The organism is Sorangium sp. So ce145, from assembly GCF_051525985.1.
Classification (GTDB): Bacteria; Myxococcota_A; Polyangia; order Polyangiales; family Polyangiaceae; genus Sorangium; species Sorangium cellulosum_B.
This window is the reverse complement of record NZ_CP150315.1, coordinates 12,618,422-12,634,515: the sequence shown is the minus strand read 5'-3', so window position 1 is coordinate 12,634,515 and position 16,094 is coordinate 12,618,422. Positions and strand designations below refer to the sequence as shown.

Below are 16,094 nucleotides of genomic sequence, written 5' to 3'. Positions count from 1 at the left end.
CCCCCGCCATGCAGGGCGGGCGCGGCCTCCGCCGCCTCCGGAGGCGGCGCGAGCGGCGCGGCGTGGCCCTGGTCATGGTGCTCGGCGCGATCACGGTGCTCACCGTGTTCCTGACCGAGCTCCAGGAGGAGACCTCGACCGAGCTCTCCGCGGCGCTCGCCGATCGCGACGCGCTGCGGGCCGAGTACTACGCGAAGAGCGCCGTGAACCTGTCGCGGATGCTCATCGCCTCCGAGCCGAGCGTCAGCACGGCGATCGGGCCGATGCTCGCGATCGTCGGGATCAGGGGGAAGTTCCAGGTGCCGGTCTGGAAGTTCACCGACATGTTCCTCGGCCCCTTCAACGCGCAGCTCGCCGAGGGCGGCGCGGCGCCGCCCCCCGAGGCCGCGGGCGAGGGCAGCGCGACGGGCAAGAACCTGGGGCTCACCGGCGGCGGCCGCTTCGAGCTCAAGATCGTCGACGAGGACTCGAAGATCAACGTCAACCGCGCCGCCGACGACGTGGGCGGCATCTCCGATCAGATCGCCATAGGGAACCAGCTGCTCAGCCTGATGAGCGACGCGCAGTACAACGCGCTCTTCGAGGAGCGCGACGGCGACGGCCAGTTCTCCGACCGCGCGACCATCTGCAGCGCGCTCATCGACTGGGCCGACCCCGGCGACCAGACGTTCGCCTGCGACGCGACGCCGAACGCCCCGAGCTCCACCGGCGCCGAGGACAGCTTCTACCAGACGGTCGGCCTCCCGTATCAGCGCAAGAACGCCCCGTACGACTCGGTCGACGAGCTGCGGCTGATCCGGGGCATGAACGACGACTTCTGGGCGACGTTCGTCGACCCGGATCCGAGCAACCCCGACAAGCGGGTCCTGACCGTCTGGGGCAACCGGAGGCAGAAGGTGAACGTTTCGTCGGCGAACGCGCTGACCCTGCTCAGGCTCACGTGCACCGCCGATTTCGTGGATATCGCGACGACGCCGCTGTGCACCGACGTGAACCAGCAGACGGCGTTCCTCACCGTGGCGTCGCTCGTGCAGAGCATGACCGGGGGGCTGCTCTTCCCCACCCCGAGAGATTATGTCGATGCGATGACCCAGAGGGCGGGCAGCTCGCTCGGGGGGATGCTCGGGCAGCAGTTCAAGGCGATGGGCGTGGAAGCTGTGACGTTCAGGCCGAACGTCACGAGGTCCCTCGGCAACAGGACCAACTTCCTGAGCATCTACGCCGATGGCGTCGTCCCGGGGAACAAGCGTGAGACGCGCGTGCGCGTCCATGCGGTGGTCGACCTCACGGGGGCGACGCCGCTCAGCCAGAGCGGCAGTGGCGGAAGCGGCGGAAGTGGCGGAAGCGGCGGCAGCGGTGGCGAGGGTGGCAATGGCGGCGGCAGCAGCAGCGCCCCTGCGACGCCGGAAACGTACGAACAGCAGGTACGATCGAACCCTGCCGGGACGATCATCTACTATCGCATCGACTAGGACACCCCTCCGGGAAGAAGCGCGCAAATGCACAGGCTGCTCGGGATAGATGCTGGAAAATCCGTGGTGCGGGCGGCGCTCATCCGCACCACGTACAGGAGGGTCTTCGTCGAGGCCCTCGGCGAGGCGGCCGTCACGGACGGCGTCTCCGAGGCCGAGGCCATCCGCGCCGCCGTGGGGCTCCACCGCCCCGACGCCGCGGCGATCGCGCTCTCCGGGGAGAAATCGTTCTACCGTCGCCTCGACCTGCCGGCGGCCGCGCAGAAGGAGGTCGAGAACGTCCTCGGCTTCGAGCTCGAGGCCACGGTGCCGTTCGAGATGGAAGACGCGGTCTTCGACCACCGCCTGCTGAAGCGGCCGCCCGGCGTGGAGACGCTGCCGGTCTTCGCCGCCGTCGCGCGCGCGGACGACGTGCGCGAGCGCATCGCCGTCGTGAAGGAGGCGCTCGGCTTCGAGCCGGAGCGGGTCGCGCTGGGCGCGGTGGCGCTCGCCAACCTCGAGGCGGTGATGCCGGAGCTCGCCGCGCCGTCGCCCGCCAGCGCGCCGATCGCCCTGCTCGACCTCGACTACCTCACGTCCGAGATCGTGATCGTCTCCGGCGGCGAGCCGGTCTTCGCCCGGACGCTGTCGCGCGGGACGGCCGGCCTCCCCGGCACCGCGCCGGCGCTCGCGCGCGAGCTCCGCCAGACGCTCGCGGCGTGGCGCAACCTCGGCGGCGAGCCGCTCGCGGGGATGTACCTGGTCGGCGGCGGCGCCACCGCGCAGGGCGCGGAGATGTTCCTGTCGACGCAGCTCGGCCTCACGATCCTGCCGCTGCCGACCCCTCGCATCGAGGGGCTCACGCCCGAGCAGGCCGCGGCGCTGCCACGCTTCGCCAAGGCGCTCGGGCTCGCGCTCGGGCTGACGCCGAAGACCAAGGGGTTCAACCTCCGGAAGGGCGCGCTCGAGGCCGAGCGCAGCTACCCGTTCCTGCGCGAGAAGATCCCGATCCTCGCCGGCCTCGGCACCGTCATCGCGCTGAGCTTCGGGTTCTCCATCGTCGCGGAGCTGCGCACCCTCGACGCGGAGCGGGAGCTGCTCGCCGCCTCGCTCGCGACCGCCTCCCACGACGTGCTCGGCGAGGAGACGAGCGACCCGCAGAAGGCCCGCGAGCTGCTCGAGCAGGGCCCCGGCGCGGCCGACGAGGATCCGATGCCCCGCGTCGACGCCTTCGACGTCATGGTGCAGCTCTCGAAGGCCGTGCCGAAGGAGATCACGCACGACGTGCTCGAGCTCGACGTGAACCGCGGCCACGTGACCCTCCAGGGCGTCGTCCCGTCGGTGTCGGACGCGCAGATCATCGCGGATCACATGAAGGAGCACCGCTGCTTCCGCGACGTGAAGGTCGGCCGGACGAGCCAGTTCACGGAGGGCAGGCACAAGTACGTCCTCGAGCTGGATCTCAAGTGCGAGGACAAGACGAAGAAGAAGAAGACCGGCGCCGCCGACGCGGCGGAGAGCGCCTCGGCCGGCGCGCCGGAGAAGCCGGAGGGATCGCGATGACGCTCCGCGAGCGACTCGACAAGCTGGAGCCGCGCGAGCGCAGGCTCCTCACCATCCTCCTCGGATTCCTGGCGGTGATCGTCCTCTTGCTCGTGCCGATCGGGCTCGCGAGCGTCGCGTCCAGCAAGCGCGCCGAGAACCAGGAGATCCGCGACCTGCTCCAGTCGATCTACGAGGCCTCGGGGAAGGTCAGCGAGCGCAAGGCGCTGAAGGACGCGCTGCTCGCGCGCTACGCGCGGCCGGCGCCCGCGCTCGCCGGCTTCATCGAGGACGCGGCGAAGCAGCAGCAGCTCACCGCCGCCGAGTCGCAGGATCGCCCCGACGTCCCGCACGGCAAGAAGTACACCGAGCGGATCACGGTGGTGAAGATGCACAGGATCGGGATGCTCGGGCTCGCCAAGATGCTCGAGCACATCGAGAGCTCGGGCCACCCGGTCGCGGTGACGAAGCTGAACCTCAAGCCGCGCGCCGGTGAGCCGGACTCCTACGAGGTCGAGCTCGGCATCTCCGCGTTCGATCGGAAGGGCGAGCCCCAGCCGGCGACCCCCGCGCCGTCCGCGCCCCCCGCCGCCGAAGAGGAGCAAGAGCCATGAAGGCGCGGCTCGTCAAGATCGCGAGATGGGCGGTCTACCCGCTCTTTTACCTCTTCTGCCTGGGGCTCTTCGGCTACCTCACGTTCCCCTACGACCGGCTCAAGGACCGGCTGATCGCCGAGTTCGACCGCACGCAGCAGAAGCGGGGCCCGAGCCAGGCGCAGCGCCTCGAGATCGACGAGCTCGACTCGTACTGGTTCACGGGGGTCGAGATGAAGGGCGTGCGGCTCATCCTGCCGCCGGGCGAGCTCGGCACGAGCAGCAGGCCGAGCGGCGCCGCGGCCTTCGCCTCGGGCGACGCCGCCAAGGACAGCGCGCCGAAGCCGAGCGTCATCGAGATCGACGAGGCGCACGCGCGGGTGAAGATCCTGCCCCTCCTGATCGGGCGGATGCGGATCTCGTTCTGGGCCAGCGTGTTCGGCGGCGAGATCGAGGGCGTTGTCCCGATGGGCCGATCGGGCAGCGACGTCCACGTCGAGGTCTCGGACGTGGAGCTCGCCAAGGTGGGTCCGCTCGGGGACATCCTCGGCCTGCCGATCGCCGGCACGCTGAGCGCGAACCTCGATCTCAGCGCGCCCGACGGCAAGTTCAACAAGGCGAACGGCGCGCTCGAGGTCTCGGCCAAGGAGGTCTCGGTCGGCGACGGCAAGACGAAGATCCAGGGGCTCATCGCGCTCCCGGAGGCCAAGCTGGGGGAGCTGCTCCTGTCGGCGGAGGCGAAGGACGGCGTCCTCAAGGTCACGAAGATGTCCGCGAACGGCCAGGATCTCGAGCTCGACGGCGACGGCAAGGTCAACATGCGCGAGCCGTGGAACAACTCGACGGCGGATCTCTACGTGCGCTTCAAGTTCACCGACGCGTACCGATCGAAGAGCGATCTCACGAAGTCGCTGCTCGGCGCGCCGGGATCGAACGTGCCCGGGCTGATCGAGATGCAGCAGCCCAAGATGAAGCGGTCGAAGCGAGCGGACGGCTTCTACGGCTGGCACGTCCACGGCCCGCTGAAGAAGCCCCGGTTCGACCCGCACGCGGCCGAGTCGCCCGCCGCGCGGGGCCGCGGCGCGCCGGGCGCGAGCCCGGCCACGACAACGAGGAAGCCCGGCGGCGTGAACCTGCCCCTCGGCGCCTCCGAGGCCGCCCCGAGGGAAGGTGGTGAGGAGCACGAGCCCCCTGTGATGCCCCCGCCTCCGCCCCCGCCCTCCACCGAGGACGAGTCCCCCACACGGCCGCCGTCGCCTCCGCCCGTAGACGGCGAGGGCACGCCTCCCGTTGAATAGAGCGGGGTGCAGCTTCGTGCGACGAGGACGCGCCCTGCTCTAGGACCCGGACCCACGCTCCAAGGACTCGGTGATGGGGGATCCCAGCTGGCAGCAGAACCGGCGCATTTTACTGATCGACGACGACGAGGCCATCCACGAGGACTTCCGCAGGATCCTCCGATCCGAGCCGGAGGGCTCGACCTTCGCGAGCCCCCAGCCGACGCTGTTCCGCGAGCCGCCCGCCCGGCGGCCGGTGAGGTTCGAGCTCACGTCCGCGACCCGCGGGGAGGAGGGGCTGGCGAAGGTCCGCGAGGCGCAGCAGGGCGGCGCGCCGTACGCGCTCGTGTTCGTGGACGCGCGCATGCCGGGGTGGGACGGCGTCGAGACGCTCTCGCGCATCTGGAAGGAGGACGGCGCCATCCAGGCGGTCCTCTGCGCGGCGGACTCGGATGACGCGTGGGAGGAGATCGCCGCCCGGTTCGGGCAGACCGACAACCTCCTCATCCTCGCCAAGCCGTTCGATCCGAGCGAGGTCCGCCAGATGGCCTTCGCGCTCACCGAGAAGTGGAACCAGCGCCGCGCCCTCGCCGAGGCCAACTACCAGGTGTCGGCGCAGTACACCGTGACCAGGATCATGGTCGAGTCGACGACGCTCTCCGAGGGCGTCCCGGCGCTCCTCGGCGCGCTCGGGGAGATGCTCGGCTTCCGGTTCGCCGCCCTGTGGCTCGGCGACGACGAGAGCGACGGGCTGCGCTGCGAGCACACCTGGAGCGCCGCGCCCGACGACTCGATCGCGCTCGAGGCGGCGACCCGGGGCGCGCGCTTCGCCCGCGACGCCGGGCTGCCCGGCCGCGCGCTCGCCCAGGGGGAGCCGACCTGGTTCAGCGATCTCGACGCCGAGGCGGACGACCCGCGCGCGCAGGCGGCGCGCGGCGCCGGCCTCCGCTTCGCGGTCGAGCTCCCCATCGCGGTCCGCGCCGACGCGCAGGTCGCGGCCGTGCTGGAGCTCATGGACGCCGAGCCGCGCGCGCCCGATCCGGGGCTGCTCGACGTCCTGCTCGCCGTCGCCGCCAAGGCCGGCCACTTCATCGGCAGCAAGCGCGTGGAGGCGGCCCTGCGCCGGAGCGAGGCGAACAACCGCGCGCTGCTCTACGCCATCCCCGACACGATCCTCCGGATCAGCAGCGACGGCATCTGCCTTGATTTCAAGGCCTCCCGGGACCCGAGGCCGTCGCTCCGCGCCGAGGATCTCCTGCACAGGCACGTCGCCAACGTGTTCCCCGCCCACGTCGCCGAGCAGATCACCGGCCTCGTGGCGCGAGCGCTCGCGGACGAGGCGACGCACGTCTTCGAGTACCAGGAGCAGCTGGCGGGCGGCGCGCGCGACTACGAGGTCCGGATCGCCGGCAGCGATCGGGCGGAGGCGGTGGTCATCGTGCGGGACGTCACGGAGCGGAAGCGCGCCGAGGCGGAGACCGAGGCGCGGCGCGCCCGGGAGGAGGCCCTCCGGGCGCAGAACGAGATCCTCGCGGCGCTGTCGACCCCGCTCATCCCGATCAGCGACGACATCGTCGTGATGCCGCTCGTCGGCGCCCTCGACAGCCAGCGGACGCGCCGCGTGCAGGAGACGCTGGTCCGGGGCGTCGCCGCCCGCCGCGCGCACGTCGCGATCCTCGACATCACCGGGGTGCCGCGGATCGACGGCCCGTGCGCCGACGCGCTCCTTGGCGCCGCGACGGCGGTGCGCCTGCTCGGCTCGGAGGTGATCATCACGGGCCTGAGCCCCGACGTGGCCAGGACGCTCGTCGAGATCGGCGTCGACATGAGCGGCATCGTCACGCACAACACGCTGCAAAACGGCATCGCCTCCGCGATGACCTCCGCGAACGCGCGCGGCCGGCGCCGGCGGCGCCGCGCGAGGTCGCGCGGGTAGCGGCCGGCGGCCCGATCTTGCCGGCGTGTCAGCGCTTGCCGGTCTGCGCGGCGTGCCTGTCGAGGGCGGCGAGGACGCGGTCGTAGTCGGGCGGCAGCTCGACCGGCGGGTTGGCGAGCCGGCTCGTCACGTCCGCGAGCGCGCGCTCGTGGTATTTCACCTTGAACTCCGTGAACTTGAGGCCGTTCGCGGTCGAGACCACGACGACCCGCTGGCGCTTCTCGACGAGGCCCTTCTTCACGAGCTTCTCCAGCGCGGCGAGGGCGACCGCCGTGTGCGGGCAGGTGTACATTCCGGTGCGATCGGCGCGGGCCGCCGCGTCACAGAGCTCGTCCTCGGTGACCTCCTCCGCGACGCCGTCCATCGCCTTGAGGGCCAGCATCGCCCTCGGCGCGCTCACCGGGTTGCCGATCTGGATCGCGCTCGCCAGGGTCTCCCCCGCCTTCATCGGCACGACCTCGCTCCGCCCCTCGGACCACGCCTTGAAGAGCGGGTTGGCCCGCGCCGCCTGCGCCACGCAGAGGCGCGGGAACCGCGTCGTCAGGCCGAGGTCCTTCAGCATCTTGAAGCCCGCGTAGAGGGCGTAGGCGTTGCCGAGGTTGCCGCTCGGGAGGATGACCCAGTCGGGCAGCGTCCAGTCGAACTGCTGCACGATCTCGATGGCCACGGTCTTCTGGCCCTCGAGCCGCAGGGCGTTCATCGAGTTCGCCAGGTAGACGACGCCGTCGGCCGAGAGGCGCTGCACGATGGCCATGCAGCCGTCGAAGTCGGTGTCCAGCGAGAGGACCAGCGCCCCCGACGCGATCGGCTGGACGAGCTGCGCCGTCGACACCTTGCCCCGCGGAAGCAGCACGACCACGGGCAAGCCGGCAGCCGCCCCGTACGCCGCGAGCGACGCCGAGGTGTCCCCCGTCGACGCGCACGCGATCGCGCGCACCTCGAGGCCCTCGCGGATCGCCTTGTTCACCACCGAGACGAGCACCGTCATGCCGAGGTCCTTGAACGACCCCGTGTGGCTGTTGCCGCAGAGCTTCACCCAGACGTCATCGAGCCCGAGCGTGCGGCCGTAGCGGTCCGCCCAGAACAGGTTCGAGCCGCCCTCGTCCATCGACACGATGGCCTCGTCCGGGACCTCGGGCGCGACCCACTCCCGCTTGCCCCAGACCCCGGAGCCGTAGGGCCACACCGTGCGCTTGTAGCGCTCGTCGAAGAGCTTCATCCACGTCGCGGGGCTCCGGTCACGGAGCGCGTCGACGTCGTGGGCGACGTCGAGCAGGCCGCCGCAGGTGGGGCAACGGTAGAGGGGCTGCGTCAGCGGGTAGCTGCCGGCACAACCGGTCAGGCATCGGAATGCAGCAGAGTAGGCCATGGCAATCGGATCTCCTGGGTGGCGGGAAGCGCCCGCGGGAGGTGGTGTCGGTTCAGTCGAAGCGTGGGGCTTCCATGCCGAGCCGCCTATAGAAGTAGATCGCCGCGTTCCTGGCAAACGATCCCTGCGGGAGGTAGACGTCGCTGGGCTCCCGCAGCGGCTCGTCGGCCGAGAGCGGCCCGTCCCGGTCTCCGGCCAGCCGCTCGAGATCCTCGAGGAACGCTTCCATCGAGGGATAGCGGTTGTTCGGGCTCTTCCGGATCGCCTTCAGGATCACGGACTCGAGCAGCGGATCGAGGCTCCGGCGCTTCTCCGAGGGGCGGGGCGGCGGGGTCACGAGCTGCCGGGCGAGGAGCTCCGACTGCTCCGATCGCGGGAACGGGAGCTCCCCGGTGAAGGCCCGGAACATGACGACGCCGAGCCCGTAGACGTCGGTGCGGGCGTCGGGCAGGTCGCTCACGACCTGCTCGGGCGCCATGTACTCGAGGGTGCCCACCGCGGTGCCGGTCGCCGTGATCAGGTCGGCGGCCTGGATCTTCGCCAGGCCGAAATCGAGCACCTTGACCGCGTACGGATCGCCCTGCGGGCCCACGAGGTAGATGTTGTCCGGCTTCACGTCGCGGTGGATGATCCCGGCCCGGTGCGCGGCGGCGAGCCCGGACGCGGCCTGGGAGAGCACCGGGATGGCGAGGTCCGCGTCCATGCGGCGCTCGCGCCGGAGCCAGTCGCCGAGCGACTCGCCGAAGAGGTACTCCATCACGAGGTAGGGCGCGCCGTCTTCCGAGCGCGTGCCGGCGTCGAGCACCCGGACGATGTTCGGGTGCCCGATGGTCGCGGCGCTCTGCGCCTCGCGCACGAACCGCTCGCGCGTCCGCTCCGCCCGCGCGGCGAACTCCTCGAGGACCTTGATCGCGACCGGCTGGCCCGTCTCGATCTCGACCGCGAGGTAGACGCGCGCCATCGCCCCTTTGCCGAGGTAGCCGCGCACCTCGTAGCGCTCGCCGAGGACGGTGCCGCGCAGCCGGGTCGGCTTGTACCGGAACAGGTCGACGCGCCGGCCCTCGGTGAGCTCCGCGCCGTCGTAGGGGCAGAACCGATGGCCCGCGTCGTACTCCCGGTGGCAGCGCGCGCAGAACATGGCCCCGCATCGAATAGCGCCCCGCGCTCCGGCCACGCAAGCCCGCTCGGCAGAGGCCGCCGGCCGAGGGATTCTCCTTGCGAGCCGATGCTGCCTCCGGCAATTTGCCAGGGTGGCGCCATCGTGTGCCGGGGGACGACATGCCGCTGCCGCCGACCTCACAACGCCTGCTCGATCCCGACGCCGTGCCGTATTTCCTGTGGGATCTGGGCATCACCGTCGCGGAGGCGCGTCGGATCCTCGCGCGTGAGGCTTCCCCGACCCGGGATGACCTGATCGCCCGCATCCTCCGTGAGGCCAACAGCCGCGACGTATGGACGCTGCTCGATTGGCCCGCGATCGAGGAGGCCTGGCCTCGGATCGTGCACCGCCTGGGGCGCGCCCGTGGCGTCTGGACGATGATGCTCGAGCGTCGCCGGGAGCATGTCCGGACTACCGCGGCTGCCTGAGCTGGCCGAGCGCTTGGTCCTCGCGGCCCAGGACGCATCGCCCGCGGTGCGGCTGGTCGGAGGCTCAGGGCTCGCGTTGCTGCTCGATCACCGGCGCTCCGACGATCTGGACCTCTTCTGCGGGTTGCGCGAGGACGTAGAACCGATTGTCCGCACGCTGGAGGCTGCGGCGGCGGCCTCCAGCGTCGGCGTCACGCGCGTCGATCTCGTCGACCTGTTCTTCATCGATCGCGCCGGCTTCCCGATCCTCCAGGGCTTCGAGGATGCTCTGAAGAAAGATAGCGGAATGGACCCGGCGTGGTTCGCCTGGGCGGTGTCCCAGATCGAGCTGAAGCCGCTGCGCGGCATGGTCGTGCCGCTCCCAGAGCAGGAGTTGGAGGCGTTCAAGGAGTCGCTGCGCCGAGGAGCTCTGGACCGCGCCGGCGCTGGCGAGAGCGTCTGACGAAGCAAGATCTAGGAGGTGGCGGCGATGCGTTCGCGCGCGAGCTACCTGCGCGCGCAGGAGCCGCCTCGCTCCGCGCTCTACGCCGCCTTGCGCGGCGAGCGCCCCGTCAGCTTGGTGTACGCGTGATAGCCGAGCCAGCGGAGCGGCTCGGGCGGGACGCCCCGGAGGGGGGCCATGTAGAACGGCAGATCCCGCCACCGCGCGTCGTCGCCCGCGTAGATGTCGCAGAGCACGCGGCCCGCGAGGTTGGCGAGCGTCACGCCGTGGCCGCTGTAACCGAGGGCGTAGTACACGTTCCGGTGCTCGCCGCGCACCCCCATGCTGCAGAGCCGGCTCATCGTGATGCCGAGGGTGCCCGTCCAGCGGTGCGCGATCCGCAGCCGCTCGGCCGCGGGGAAATAGCCGGTGAGCCGGCGCCGGATGGCCTCGAACGCCGGCCCTGCCGACCCGGGTGTGCCCGGGTAGGAGGTCTTGTTCCCGTAGAGATAGGCATACGCTGCGTTGCTGCCCCCGCCGAACACGAGCTCACCGGCCGGCGTCATGCTGGCGTACGCGATCCGGTCGCGGTCGTCGCTGAAGCCGGCGACCTGCCCCCAGCCGAGCGCGGCGCGCGCCTCGGCGTCGAGCGGCTCGGTCGCGATGACGTGCGAGTGCAGCGGGAAGATGCCGGTCTTGAAGTAGCCGAGGCGCGGCGTGTAGCCGTTGGTGGCGAGCACGATGGCCGCGGCCCGGACGACGCCGCCCGGCGTTGTCAGCTCGATCGTGCGCCCCTCCCGGATCCCGAGCACCGGCGTGTCCTCGTGGATGGCGACCCCCCACGCGAGCAGCAGCGGGCGCAGGCAGCGCAGCAGGTCGACCCCGTTCAGCTGCCCCTCGGTCGCGTCCAGCACGGCCCCGGCCGCGCCCTGGACACCGAGCCGCTTCGAGAGCGCCGCGCTGTCCAGGTACTGTAGCGAAATGCCCCAGCTGGCCAGCTGCTCCACCCGCGCGTGCGCCGCCTCGGCCCGGCGCGCGTCGGTGAGCACCTCCATGCATCCGTCGCGGCGGTGGCGCACAGGAAGGTCGTGCTCCTGGATCATCCCGACGATGCCGTCGATCCCCGCGCGCGTCGTCTCGTACACGCGGCGCGTGAGCTCCGGATCGCGAGAGCCCACCCCGTTGATCCAGTTCAGCATCATCCCCCCGTTGCGCCCGCTCGCTCCGTTCGCGAGGTGGCGCGCCTCGAGGATCACGACGCGGAGGCTCGGAAACCGGCGGATTAGGTGGTATGCGGTGGAGATCCCGGTGAAACCTCCTCCGATGATGGCCACGTCGGCCGTCGCGTCCGCGCGCAGCGGAGGGACGGGCTCATAGACCGGACCCGCCTCGCTCCACACCGAGCGCGCGGAATCGACGTGCATGAGCGTGTGTGAGTGCGTGTACGTGTCAACGAGCGCTGCACGAGCCACGATGATCACCTATCAGAGGGATGCGCCTCTGGCACCATGAACCCCGGGAGCCCTGCTTGAAGCGACGTGTCCGGCTCTGCATGAAGGATCTCTTCCACCAGGACGTGGTGGAGATGATCGAGCGCGAAACCCGCAAATACCAGATCTGGTCCATCGAGGACCCTTCCGACCCGGACTTCGACGCGGCGTATCAGATCCTCTGGGACTGCTTCGGTCCCCATGGAGAGATGGAGCGCAGGGAGGCGATCGAGGCGTTCCTCCGCGACGACCCGTTCACGCCCGAGCCGTCGGGCACGTACATGCGCTACTTCCTGCTCGTGGCGCGAGACGCGGACGGAAAGGTGCGCGGCGTCCGCGACGGCACCGTGCTCATCAACCCGGCGTACGCTCCGGACCTCTGCGTCATCTACCTCGCTCATATCTTCATGATCCCCGAGGCGCGCGGGACGGTGCTGTCGTACTGGCTGCGCATCTCGCCGGTCGAGCTCGCCATGCAGTACCTCACCGACCTGCATGCGATGGGGAAGATCACCCTCCCCGCGCCCTCGGCCCCGGGCAAGTACTTCGGGATGAACGTCGATCTCGCGGCCGAGGTCGAGTACTTCACGCCGGAAGAGCGCCTGTCGTGGCAGCGCATCCTGTTCTACGGCCGAGGCGGGTTCGACGCGATCAACCCGCGGCACTTCCCCTACCGCCAGCCCGACTTCCGCGATCCCGAGGTGATCCGCGCGACCGGCAACCAGCCGTCTCCCTTCATGGTCCTCGTGCGGCGCATGGGCCGCGAGCGGCAGGCGCAGCTGCCGATCGACGAGGCGAGGGCGCTCATGCGGCTCCTGTACGACGACTTCGCGGATCACTGCGCGCCGCACCTGCTCGAGAACAGCCTCCAGCTCGTCCTCGACCGGCTGGAGGAGCGGGCGAAGCGGAAGAGCTTCGTCGAGCTCTTGCCGCTCCCGACCGGGCCCAGGGATCTGCACCGGCTGAAGCCGCTCTTCCGGCACAACGTGTTCACGAAGTACTACCCGGACAGCGCCGACGTCCGCGGTTACCTGAACAGCGGCATCCGCGAGAGGCTGCTCGCGAACCCGCGCCACCTCGACGAGGAGCTCGCCCGCATCGCCCGGGAGCTGGAGACCCGTCCGCCGTTCGTCTACGGGAGCCGGGACAAGACAGCGACCTGGGAGGGCACGCCGCTCGCTCCGGGCTCGGAGCCGCTCGCTGACGGGCCCGACGCGGGCGAGATCACCCGCGAGGTGCCGGCGCCGCCGTCGACCCTGCCGCCGCGGTGATCCCCCGCGGCGCCGCGCTGGTCACGCCGCCCCGGGCGGAGCGGCGCCGCCGCTCCGGGGGCCGGCCGTCGCGGCCCGCGCGCGCAGGGCGCCCGCGCGGAGCTTTTGCACCGCGGCGGAGGCGGCCTCGTGGGCGTCGAGCGCGCCGCGCAGCACGAGCGCCCGCCCCTTGGCCGCGGCGGCCTCTCCCAGCGTCCCATCGAGCACGCCCTCGGCGAGCCGGACGAGCGGGCCGATCTCGGCGAGGTTCCGCGCGAGCGCCCGGGCCTCCGTGGCGAGCCCTGACGCCGCCTCGCAGGGCGAGGCGCTCGCGATGGCCGCGGCCTCCTCGCAGAGCTCCTCCGCGACGGGGCCCATGTCGCGCCAGCACGACACGGCCGCGCGCAGGCTGGCCGGCGTGACGTGCGTCGCGCGCGGCGCGTGCGATGCGTCGATCCCGCGCGCCGCGTCGCCCCGCGGCCCCGCCGTCGCCGCCTGCGCCGCGGCGATGACGGGCGAGAGGGCGAGGAGCGCGCGCTCCAGGGCGCGGGTGGCCTGCTCGACGCGGACGAGGCGCTCCTGCACGTCGGCGCTGGCCAGCGGGGCGTCGCTCAGCGAGAGCGCCGAGAGCCGGCCGGAGACGTCGATGGCGAGCTGCTCGAGGGCGCCGACGATGCGCTGGTCGAAGCGGCGCGGGACGACGTCGAGCACGCAGAGCGCCCCGAGCACGTGCCCGTGCGCGCGCACCGGCACGCCCGCGTACGCGCGGATGCCGTAGCTCTCGACGAGCTCCTTCGGGACGCGCTCGTCGCGCAGCGCGTCGTCGACGATGAGCGGCACCTCGTCGAGCACGACGAGCTGGCAGAAGGAGTTGCTCCTCGACGTCGCGCAGCTCACGGCGAGCTCGAGGGGGAGCCCGTGCTGCGCGCGCAGGAGCTGGACATGGCGCACGAGCAGGCTGACCACGGCGATGGGCGACCGGGCCAGCTTGGCGGCCCGCACCACGCAGGCGTCGAGGATGGCGTCCGCGTCGGCGCGCAGCACGGCGCCGCGCAGCTCGGCCAGGCGGACGGGGTCGTTCAGGTCGGCCATGATGAGAAGATTACCAGCACGGACCGCGTCCCGAGGCATCTCCCGGCGGCGTGTCGACGGTGGTTCGCTGCGCAGGCTCGATCCCGCCACGCTGGCGGACCTCGAGGCGCTACCGCCGCACATCAAGGGCGAGATCATCGAGGGTGTGCTGTACACCCAGCCGCGCCCACGCTCGCGCCACCAGCGCGTCCTCGATCTCGAGGCGCGGACGTTCACCTGGAGCCGGCTTCACGAGGGGAAGTGGCTCGCGCTCGGCGTGGCCGTCGGAGAGGCCGATCCGAGTCACGCACCCGCCCGGCGCGCGCAGAAGAAGGCCGGCTTCGACCGGGAGATCCCGAGCGTGTGGATGGTTCGACGTCTCGACTAGCCGTCCGCGCAGATCGCGTACGCGCGAACCTCTCCGGTCACGCCGGAGGTGCTGCCCTGCGTCCCGACCCGCACCGTCGCCGTCTTGAGATCCCACGACGGCACCATCTCGTACGTGCGCATCGCGGTTCGCACGCCGGCGTCGACGCCACCGGCCACGCTCAGCAGTCGCTTCTCCGCCGGACACGCGGCGACGACCGGGCGCCGATCCCACCCGTTCGCGGCGGTCGCACGCACGCGGACCAGGCCCGTCGGCGCATCGGCGCAGACCGCATACGCGCGCAACGACCAGTTGCTGGTGGTGCCGTCCTGATCCTCGGACGCCGTGACCGTGACCTGATCGAGCGTTTCGTTGGGCCGGATCTCGTCGATCTTCACACGACCATTGCCGTTCGTGATCGTGCCGCCGGAACCGACCACCTTCTTGCCCGACGGGCAGCTCACCGTCCAGGTGCGGCTGGCGCTCGATGAACTCGAGCTATCGGCCTTCGCGACCGTCAGCCCAGAGAGCTGCCGGCTGCACGTGGCGTAGGCCGTGATCTGCCAGTTGATGGTGGTCCCGGCCAGGTCCTCCTGCGCAGCAGCCTCGGTTCCGTACGGGTTCGCTGCGAGGCCTTGCACCGGGATCAGCCCGCGAAACAGGATGTGACCATTCCAGGTCTGGCTCGATCCCATTCCGACGAGCGTGCTGCTACCGGGGCAGTAGACCGTGGGGCTCCGCCACCACGTCGAGCTCAGACCGCTGGATGCCGAGACCAGCTCGAGCCCGTTGATCAGCGCTAGCGCGACGACTTCATTTCCCGCCGCCTTCACGACGATCCCGCGCAGGAGATCGTCACGCGACAGCTTGCCGGCCGCCATGCTCCGAGCGATTGCCTCGTCGAGCGACAGAACATCACCGCTCGGATCGATCACATCGATCAGCGCCAGATCGACCGGACCGGCGGATGGATCGATCCGATAGGCGCCGCCTCGGAGATCGAGCGTCAGGCGCTCGTCAACGGCCAGCAGCGCCATGTCATCGGCGGTGATCAAGCGGTCGTCGTGCTCGACACTGGCGACGCTGTTCGAGCCATCGAACTCCGGAATCGTGCAACCCAGCGGCGCCGCAAGCAGCGCGCCAGCGAGCGCAAAATGACGAACGTTCAAGCGAGTCATCATCAGTCTCCTCTCTCTCCAGATTCAGTTGCATCGGCTCATGACGCGCGCGGGCCTAGAGCAAGCGGCAGACCGGCGCGAGCTCCTCAGGCAGAAGCGAATACGACTCATCCGCCATGCAGGCGGAGAGACAATGAGCCCGACCAGCGCCGCATACAGATCTTCAGTTCATGATGCCCCAGCGCACCTTCCAGCCGAACAAATCATCGTGGCCCTTATCGCCATAGTGTCGCGTCCGAGCACGCGCGCTGTCAGAGCACACCGCGGGCCAGGGCGCGCCTCGAGGTGGTCATATGCAATCTTGCCCACAACGAGCCCTGCGCCTCTACCGCCCGACGCCAATGCTGCTGCCAGCGTCCGGTGCCTCAGGCACATCCAAGGGACCAACAAGGAGCTCGCATCCGGCAGCGAGCGACGCGAGGCGGATGTCAGAGAGACGAAGGGCGCTGAGGGAGTCGCTCGCGGGGACGTCCGTCCGCGTCGCGGGCGCGGATAGCCTCGCAGCGACGGTTCGCGCCCAGGCCAACGAGGCGCCGCGCCGATGCAGCACGCCGATTCGGCG

14 protein-coding genes are annotated in these 16,094 nt (G+C 70.9%); 9 read left to right on the top strand and 5 right to left on the bottom strand.

Features of this window, described 5'->3' with window-relative positions:
- Nucleotides 1-62 precede the first annotated feature (62 nt).
- The 5 genes from WMF34_RS47040 to WMF34_RS47020 all read left to right on the top strand — a co-directional run bounded on the left by WMF34_RS47040 (nt 63) and on the right by WMF34_RS47020 (nt 6,799).
- On the top strand, nt 63-1,472 hold the full coding sequence (locus tag WMF34_RS47040; protein WP_437991916.1) for a general secretion pathway protein GspK: 1,410 nt from the start codon (nt 63-65) through the stop codon (nt 1,470-1,472).
- Between the two features lie 27 nt (nt 1,473-1,499).
- Nucleotides 1,500-3,014 carry a type IV pilus biogenesis protein PilM gene (gene pilM / locus WMF34_RS47035; RefSeq protein WP_012241818.1) on the top strand — a complete coding sequence of 505 codons (1,515 nt, stop codon included), beginning with the start codon at nt 1,500-1,502 and terminating at the stop codon, nt 3,012-3,014.
- Complete coding sequence (locus WMF34_RS47030; protein WP_012241817.1) at nt 3,011-3,607, top strand: hypothetical protein; 597 nt, start codon at nt 3,011-3,013, stop codon at nt 3,605-3,607. Before pilM ends, WMF34_RS47030 begins: the two co-directional genes overlap by 4 nt.
- Nucleotides 3,604-4,884, top strand: coding sequence for a type II secretion system protein GspN (gene gspN / locus WMF34_RS47025; protein WP_437991915.1), 1,281 nt, complete (start codon nt 3,604-3,606; stop codon nt 4,882-4,884). The genes WMF34_RS47030 and gspN overlap by 4 nt, the downstream gene beginning before the upstream one ends.
- Before the next feature lie 73 nt (nt 4,885-4,957).
- On the top strand, nt 4,958-6,799 hold the full coding sequence (locus WMF34_RS47020) for an STAS domain-containing protein (RefSeq protein ID WP_437991914.1): 1,842 nt from the start codon (nt 4,958-4,960) through the stop codon (nt 6,797-6,799).
- A 28-nt stretch (nt 6,800-6,827) separates the two neighbouring features.
- Here WMF34_RS47020 and thrC read toward each other — a convergent pair whose 3' ends face one another.
- Nucleotides 6,828-8,168 (bottom strand): threonine synthase, encoded by a 1,341-nt coding sequence (gene thrC, locus WMF34_RS47015; RefSeq protein ID WP_012241814.1) that lies wholly within the window; start codon nt 8,166-8,168, stop codon nt 6,828-6,830.
- 52 nt (nt 8,169-8,220) lie between these two features.
- A complete protein-coding gene (locus tag WMF34_RS47010) occupies nt 8,221-9,306 on the bottom strand; it encodes a serine/threonine-protein kinase (RefSeq protein WP_012241813.1) in 1,086 nt (361 codons plus the stop codon).
- A gap of 125 nt (nt 9,307-9,431) precedes the next feature.
- On the opposite strand from WMF34_RS47010, the gene WMF34_RS47005 reads away from it, so the two are divergent.
- Both WMF34_RS47005 and WMF34_RS47000 read left to right on the top strand, forming a co-directional pair.
- Nucleotides 9,432-9,755 carry a hypothetical protein gene (locus tag WMF34_RS47005; protein WP_044967492.1) on the top strand — a complete coding sequence of 108 codons (324 nt, stop codon included), beginning with the start codon at nt 9,432-9,434 and terminating at the stop codon, nt 9,753-9,755.
- A gap of 13 nt (nt 9,756-9,768) precedes the next feature.
- Nucleotides 9,769-10,197, top strand: a complete 429-nt coding sequence (locus WMF34_RS47000; RefSeq protein WP_437991913.1) for a hypothetical protein — start codon at nt 9,769-9,771, stop codon at nt 10,195-10,197.
- Between the two features lie 80 nt (nt 10,198-10,277).
- On the opposite strand, the gene WMF34_RS46995 is transcribed toward WMF34_RS47000, so the two are convergent.
- Entirely contained in the window at nt 10,278-11,648 is a 1,371-nt protein-coding gene (locus WMF34_RS46995; protein WP_437991912.1) for an NAD(P)/FAD-dependent oxidoreductase, read from the bottom strand.
- Between the two features lie 56 nt (nt 11,649-11,704).
- On the opposite strand from WMF34_RS46995, the gene WMF34_RS46990 reads away from it, so the two are divergent.
- Nucleotides 11,705-12,937, top strand: a complete 1,233-nt coding sequence (locus tag WMF34_RS46990; RefSeq protein ID WP_012241809.1) for a hypothetical protein — start codon at nt 11,705-11,707, stop codon at nt 12,935-12,937.
- Between the two features lie 21 nt (nt 12,938-12,958).
- On the opposite strand, the gene WMF34_RS46985 is transcribed toward WMF34_RS46990, so the two are convergent.
- Nucleotides 12,959-14,008 carry a GAF domain-containing protein gene (locus tag WMF34_RS46985; RefSeq protein WP_437991911.1) on the bottom strand — a complete coding sequence of 350 codons (1,050 nt, stop codon included), beginning with the start codon at nt 14,006-14,008 and terminating at the stop codon, nt 12,959-12,961.
- On the opposite strand from WMF34_RS46985, the gene WMF34_RS46980 reads away from it, so the two are divergent.
- Nucleotides 14,007-14,375, top strand: coding sequence for a hypothetical protein (locus WMF34_RS46980; protein WP_437991910.1), 369 nt, complete (start codon nt 14,007-14,009; stop codon nt 14,373-14,375). The two genes, WMF34_RS46985 and WMF34_RS46980, sit on opposite strands and share 2 nt — an antisense overlap.
- Here WMF34_RS46980 and WMF34_RS46975 read toward each other — a convergent pair.
- Nucleotides 14,372-15,523: a hypothetical protein gene (locus WMF34_RS46975; protein ID WP_437991909.1), complete on the bottom strand. Its 1,152-nt coding sequence runs from the start codon at nt 15,521-15,523 to the stop codon at nt 14,372-14,374. The genes WMF34_RS46980 and WMF34_RS46975 overlap by 4 nt on opposite strands.
- Between the last annotated feature and the right edge of the window lie 571 nt (nt 15,524-16,094).

What these genes read in the sequence shown, in the direction of transcription:
- pilM (WP_012241818.1), top strand. Translation starts at nt 1,500, where the DNA reads ATGCACAGGCTGCTCGGGATAGATGCTGGAAAATCCGTGGTGCGGGCG.
- WMF34_RS47030 (WP_012241817.1), top strand. Translation starts at nt 3,011, where the DNA reads ATGACGCTCCGCGAGCGACTCGACAAGCTGGAGCCGCGCGAGCGCAGG.
- gspN (WP_437991915.1), top strand. Translation starts at nt 3,604, where the DNA reads ATGAAGGCGCGGCTCGTCAAGATCGCGAGATGGGCGGTCTACCCGCTC.
- WMF34_RS47020 (WP_437991914.1), top strand. Translation starts at nt 4,958, where the DNA reads ATGGGGGATCCCAGCTGGCAGCAGAACCGGCGCATTTTACTGATCGAC.
- thrC (WP_012241814.1), bottom strand. Translation starts at nt 8,168, where the DNA reads ATGGCCTACTCTGCTGCATTCCGATGCCTGACCGGTTGTGCCGGCAGC.
- WMF34_RS47010 (WP_012241813.1), bottom strand. Translation starts at nt 9,306, where the DNA reads ATGTTCTGCGCGCGCTGCCACCGGGAGTACGACGCGGGCCATCGGTTC.
- WMF34_RS46980 (WP_437991910.1), top strand. Translation starts at nt 14,007, where the DNA reads ATGATGAGAAGATTACCAGCACGGACCGCGTCCCGAGGCATCTCCCGG.
- WMF34_RS46985 (WP_437991911.1), bottom strand. Translation starts at nt 14,008, where the DNA reads ATGGCCGACCTGAACGACCCCGTCCGCCTGGCCGAGCTGCGCGGCGCC.